5 protein-coding genes are annotated in these 5,404 nt (G+C 69.4%); 2 read left to right on the top strand and 3 right to left on the bottom strand.

Features of this window, described 5'->3' with window-relative positions; all coding sequences use genetic code 11:
- From dxs to xseB, 3 genes are all read right to left on the bottom strand, one after another.
- Positions 1-1,677: 1-deoxy-D-xylulose-5-phosphate synthase (gene dxs, locus QZ772_RS01160; protein ID WP_295522225.1), on the bottom strand; the 1,677-nt coding region annotated here is incomplete at its 3' end.
- 20 nt (positions 1,678-1,697) lie between these two features.
- Positions 1,698-2,633, bottom strand: coding sequence for a polyprenyl synthetase family protein (locus tag QZ772_RS01155; RefSeq protein ID WP_295522223.1), 936 nt, complete (start codon positions 2,631-2,633; stop codon positions 1,698-1,700).
- Positions 2,633-2,887 (bottom strand): exodeoxyribonuclease VII small subunit, encoded by a 255-nt coding sequence (xseB, locus tag QZ772_RS01150; RefSeq protein WP_234193837.1) that lies wholly within the window; start codon positions 2,885-2,887, stop codon positions 2,633-2,635. Before xseB ends, QZ772_RS01155 begins: the two co-directional genes overlap by 1 nt.
- A 268-nt stretch (positions 2,888-3,155) precedes the next feature.
- Between xseB and QZ772_RS01145 the strand changes: the two genes are divergently transcribed.
- Positions 3,156-4,319, top strand: coding sequence for an aromatic ring-hydroxylating dioxygenase subunit alpha (locus QZ772_RS01145; RefSeq protein ID WP_295522221.1), 1,164 nt, complete (start codon positions 3,156-3,158; stop codon positions 4,317-4,319).
- 51 nt (positions 4,320-4,370) lie between these two features.
- A complete protein-coding gene (locus tag QZ772_RS01140) occupies positions 4,371-5,294 on the top strand; it encodes a DMT family transporter (RefSeq protein WP_295522219.1) in 924 nt (307 codons plus the stop codon).
- Positions 5,295-5,404: the final 110 nt, after the last annotated feature.

Raw genomic sequence — 5,404 nt, 5'->3', positions numbered from 1 at the left:
GCCACCCATGATGCAGCCCTCTTCCACGGTGACGATGAGCTCGTGCGTGGAGGCCACCTGGCGCAGCAGTTCCTCGTCCAGCGGCTTGGCCCAGCGCATGTTGACCACCGTGGCATCGAGAGACTGGCCGGCTTCCAGCGCCGGATAGAGCAGCGTGCCGAAGGCCAGGAGGGCAATGCGCCGGCCCTGGCGGCGCACCTCCCCCTTGCCGTAGGGAAGGGCATCGAGCGACAGCGAAGGCACGGTGCCCACGCCCGCGCCGCGCGGATAGCGCACGGCCACCGGATGGTTCTGCGCGAAGGCGGTGGACAGCAGTTGCCGGCACTCGGCCTCGTCCGCCGGACAGGCCACAGCCATGTTGGGCACGCAGCGCAGGAAGGGGATGTCGTAGGCCCCCGCATGCGTGGCGCCGTCGGCACCCACCAGGCCCGCGCGGTCCAGCGCGAAGACCACCGGCAGATTCTGGATCGCCACGTCGTGGATCAACTGGTCGTAGGCGCGCTGCAGGAAGGTCGAATAGATGGCGACCACCGGCTTCAGGCCTTCGCAGGCGAGGCCACCCGCGAAGGTCACGGCATGCTGCTCGGCGATGCCGACGTCGTAGTAGCGCTCGGGGAACTGCTGCTCGAACTCCACCAGGCCCGAGCCCTCGCGCATCGCGGGCGTGATGCCCACCAGCCGGCCGTCCTTGGCCGCCATGTCACACAGCCACTGGCCGAAGACCTGGGTGAAGGTCTTCTTGGGCGCGGCGGCGGGCTTGACCAGGCCGATGGACGGGTCGAACTTGCCGGGCCCGTGGTAGGCCACCGGGTCGGCCTCGGCCAGCTTGTAGCCCTGGCCCTTGCGCGTGACCACATGCAGGAACTGCGGGCCCTTGAGCTGCTTGAGGTTCTCCAGCGTGGGAATCAGCGAGTCGAGATCGTGGCCATCGATCGGCCCGATGTAGTTGAAGCCGAACTTCTCGAACAGCGTCGCCGGCACCACCATGCCCTTGGCCTGCTCCTCCAGCCGCTTGGCCAGCTGGAACAGCGGCGGCGCGGCCTTGAGCACGCTCTTGCCGACTTCCTTGGCCGCCGCATAGAACTGACCGCTCATCAACTGCGCCAGATAGCGGTTGAGCGCGCCCACGGGCGGGCTGATCGACATGTCGTTGTCGTTCAGGATCACCAGCAGCCGGGCGTCGTCGTACACGCCTGCGTTGTTCAACGCCTCGAAGGCCATGCCGGCGGTCATCGCGCCGTCGCCGATCACCGCGATGGCGTGGCGCGTCTCGCCCTTCTGGCGCGCGGCCAGGGCCATGCCGAGGGCGGCCGAGATGCTGGTCGACGAGTGCGCCGTGCCGAAGGTGTCGTAGACGCTCTCGGTGCGCTGCGGGAAGCCCGAGATGCCGCCCTGCTGGCGCAGCGTGGGCATGCGCTCGCGCCGGCCAGTGAGGATCTTGTGCGGATAGGTCTGGTGACCCACGTCCCACACGATGCGGTCCTCGGGCGTGTCAAAGACATAGTGCAGCGCCACGGTGAGCTCGACGGTGCCGAGGTTGGAGCTGAGGTGGCCGCCGGTGCGCGACACGTTGTCGAGCACGCAGGCACGCACCTCGTCGGCCAACTGGCGCAGCTGCTCGCGCGGCAGGCGGCGCAGGTCGGCGGGATCGTGGATCGTGGGAAGAAGAGGTGCCATGGGGCGATGTTCGAAAAAGGCTACCGGTCGCGCGCGACGACCATGTGGGCCAGGGCGGCCAGGGCGGCGGTGTCGGCCAGGTTGCTGGCATCCAGCGCGGCCAGTGCCTGGGCCAGCAGGCGGTCCGCTTCGGCGCGGGCGCCGTCCAGGCCCAGCAGGGCGACGTAGGTGGGCTTGTCGGCGGCGGCGTCCTTGCCGGCCGTCTTGCCCAGGGTGGCGGAATCGGCCGTGACGTCGAGCACGTCATCCACGACCTGAAAGGCGAGACCGATGGCGGCTCCGAAGGCGCGCAGTCCCTGCGACGCGGCCACAGGCAGCTCACCTGTGCAGGCGGCGCCCATCTCGACGCTGGCCTGCAGGAGGGCGCCGGTCTTGAGGCGGTGCATCTCGCGCAGCTGCGCCTCGTCCAGGCGGCGGCCGACGCTGGCCAGGTCGATGGCCTGGCCACCGGCCATGCCGCAGGCACCGGCGCCGCGCGCCAGCAGCGCGACGAGGCGGGCCTGCACCTGCGCGGGCACCGCCACGGCCGTGCCGTCCAGCGGCGCGATCAGCTCGAAGGCCTGCGCCTGCAGGGCATCACCGGCGAGCAGCGCGCCCGCTTCGCCGAAGCGAACGTGCACCGTCGGCTTTCCCCGGCGCAGCACGTCGTTGTCCATGCAGGGCATGTCGTCGTGCACCAGGGAATAGGCATGGATCAGCTCGACGCCACAGGCCGCGCGCAGGGCCGCCTCGTCCAGCCAGGCCGGCGCGGCGACCGAGCCAACGGCCCGTGCGGCGGCCAGCACCAGCAGCGGCCGCAGGCGCTTGCCGCCGTCGAGCACGGCGTAACGCATGGGCTCGGCCAGCGAGGCCGGCGCACCCGCGCCCACCCACTGCTCGAGCGCAGCTTCCACACGCGCCACCTGCGGGCGCATCCAGGCCGCGAGTTCGACCGGCGTCCAGGCAGACGCAGCCATCAGGCGCCCGTCCATGGCTTGAGGTTGCCGGCGTCCAGCACCTTGATCTGCTCTTCCACGGCCTGCAGGCGTTCGCGGCAGAAGGCCAGCAGGCGCGCACCGCGCTGGTAGCCGGCAAGCAACTGGTCTAGTGGAAGCTGGCCCGATTCGAGCGCGGCCACCAGTTGCTCCAGTTCCTGCAGACCTGCCTCGTAGCTGGCGGGCAGGTCGGCGGTGTCGGGCGCAGGCGCGGCTGCGGGGGCGGCCTTGGGCATTCGGAAGGTTGTCGGAAGGTGAAACGCGCGATTCTAGGAGGCCCCGTCCGAGCCGCCTGTCGGCCGCGGGCGGGATCGGCGTCTTCGCCGGCCGCGGCCATCGGCGCTGGATAAAACCGGGGTACAATTCGGGCTCATTCCCTGTGCCGGCGCCAGCCGGCTTCGTTTTTTCTGCCCAATCCTCAAGGAGGCCACCCCTTCCGGGCAGAGCAAAGCAGGGGTTTCCACTTCGCGTTACCTCCCTGTGGGGAGCTTGGTCAGGTCACCCATGTCTGATTTAAGTCTTCGACTGCAGCAGGCTTCGAGCCAACTTCCGGTCTCCAGCTACTTCGACGAGGCGCTCTATGCGAGCGAAATGGAAACACTCTTCAAGCAGGGCCCACGCTACGTGGGCCACAAGCTGTGGGTGCCCGAAGCCGGCAGCTACCACACGCTGCCGCAGGAAGGCGAAGGCCGCGCGCTGGTCCACACGCCGCGCGGCGTCGAGCTGATCTCCAATGTCTGCCGCCACCGCCAGGCCGTGATCCTGCGCGGCAAGGGCGAGCTGCCGCGCCAGAGCGGCGGCCACATCGTCTGCCCGCTGCACCGGTGGACCTACAACGCCGCCGGCCCCTCGCCCACCGGCACGCTGCTGGGCGCGCCGCATTTCGCGCAGGACCCCTGCCTCAATCTGCACACCTACGGCCTGCGCGAGTGGAACGGCCTGCTGTTCGAAGACAACGGCCGCGACATCGAGGCCGACCTGGCAGGCATGGGTCCCCGCGCCCACCTGAACTTCGACGGCTACGTGCTCGACCGCGTCGAGATGCACGAGTGCAACTACAACTGGAAGACCTTCATCGAGGTCTACCTGGAGGACTATCACGTCGGCCCCTTCCATCCAGGCCTGGGCAACTTCGTGACCTGCGACGACCTGCGCTGGGAGTTCAAGCCGCAGTATTCGGTGCAGACCGTAGGGGTGGCCAACCGCCTGGGGCGCGCGGGCAGCCCGGTGTACGAACGCTGGCACGACGAACTGCTGCGCTACCGCAGCGGCCGCCCGCCCGAGTTCGGCGCCATCTGGCTGACCTATTACCCCCACATCATGGTGGAGTGGTATCCGCATGTGCTGACGGTGTCGACGCTGCATCCCATGGGGCCGCACAAGACCATGAACATGGTCGAGTTCTATTACCCCGAGGAGATCGCGCACTTCGAGCGCGAGTTCGTCGAGGCGCAGCAGGCCGCCTACATGGAGACCTGCATCGAGGACGACGAGATCGGCGAGCGCATGGACGCCGGCCGGCGCGCCCTCTTCCAGCGCGGCGACAACGAGGTCGGCCCCTACCAGAGCCCCATGGAAGACGGAATGCAGCACTTCCACGAGTGGTACCGCACGCAGATGACCGCCAGCGCCGCGGCCCGCGCCTGCCTCGACAGCGCGCGCGGCTGATGCGCCACCCCGGCCGGCCGATCCAGACCCAGCAGGAAAACTGACCCGCGCATGCAGAGCCTGTGGATGGTCGCTTCGGCCCTGTTCTTCGCGACCATGGGTGTCTGCGTGAAGATCGCCTCGGCCTGGTTCACCAGCGCCGAGCTGGTGTTCTGGCGCGGTGTGATCGGCATGGTCTTCATCGCCGTGCTGGCGCGACGGCAGAAGGTGTCGCTGGCCACGCGCTATCCCGGCATGCATGCCTGGCGCAGCGTGATCGGCACCGCCTCGCTGGGCGCCTGGTGGTATGCCATCGCCAACCTGCCGCTGGCCACCGCCATGACGCTCAACTACATGAGCAGCATCTGGGTCGCGGCCTTCCTGGTGGGCGGTGCACTGCTGGCCTGGGCGCCGGTGCCCGGCCGCGGTGGGCGCGTGCCGCTGCCACCCATGCAGGGGCCGCTGGCACTCACGGTGCTGGCCGGCTTCGCGGGCGTGGTGCTGCTGCTCAAGCCCTCGGTGCATGGCACGGATGCCTTCGCCGGTCTGATCGGACTGCTGTCGGGCATGGCGGCCGCCTTCGCGTACATGCAGGTGATCGCGCTGTCGCGCATCGGCGAGCCCGAGACGCGCACGGTCTTCTATTTCGCCGTCGGCTCGGCCGTGGCGGGCGCCCTGTGGACGCTGTTCACCGGCTGGTCGGCCTGGTCGTGGTCGCATGCCATCTGGCTGCTGCCGGTGGGCGTGCTCGCCGCTCTTGGGCAGCTGTGCCTCACCCGCGCCTATGCCAGTGCGAAGACGCAGGCGGCCACACTGGTGGTGGCCAACCTGCAGTACTCCGGCATCGTGTTTGCGGCCATCTACAGCGTGCTGCTCTTCGGCGACCGCATCGATGCGGCGGGCTGGGGCGGCATCGCGCTGATCATCGGCAGCGGCATCGCCGCCACCGTGCTGCGCCAGCGGGCCGTGCCCAAGGCCCCGGCCGAGGAACACTGAGCGCGCTCAGGCACCGGGCAGGCGCCGGGCCCACAATGGCGGCTTCGCCCTCGGAGCCTTGCCGATGCACGACACCCTGATTTCCGTCGACCAGCTGCGCGCGCTGCAGG

This window comes from uncultured Pseudacidovorax sp., from assembly GCF_913773995.1.
Lineage (GTDB): Bacteria > Pseudomonadota > Gammaproteobacteria > Burkholderiales > Burkholderiaceae_C > Xenophilus.
This window is presented reverse-complemented; position numbering and strand designations above follow the sequence as displayed.

Excerpts from the sequence above, each read along its gene's own strand:
- QZ772_RS01145 (WP_295522221.1), top strand. The coding sequence starts at position 3,156 with ATGTCTGATTTAAGTCTTCGACTGCAGCAGGCTTCGAGCCAACTTCCG.
- QZ772_RS01155 (WP_295522223.1), bottom strand. The coding sequence starts at position 2,633 with ATGGCTGCGTCTGCCTGGACGCCGGTCGAACTCGCGGCCTGGATGCGC.
- xseB (WP_234193837.1), bottom strand. The coding sequence starts at position 2,887 with ATGCCCAAGGCCGCCCCCGCAGCCGCGCCTGCGCCCGACACCGCCGAC.
- QZ772_RS01140 (WP_295522219.1), top strand. The coding sequence starts at position 4,371 with ATGCAGAGCCTGTGGATGGTCGCTTCGGCCCTGTTCTTCGCGACCATG.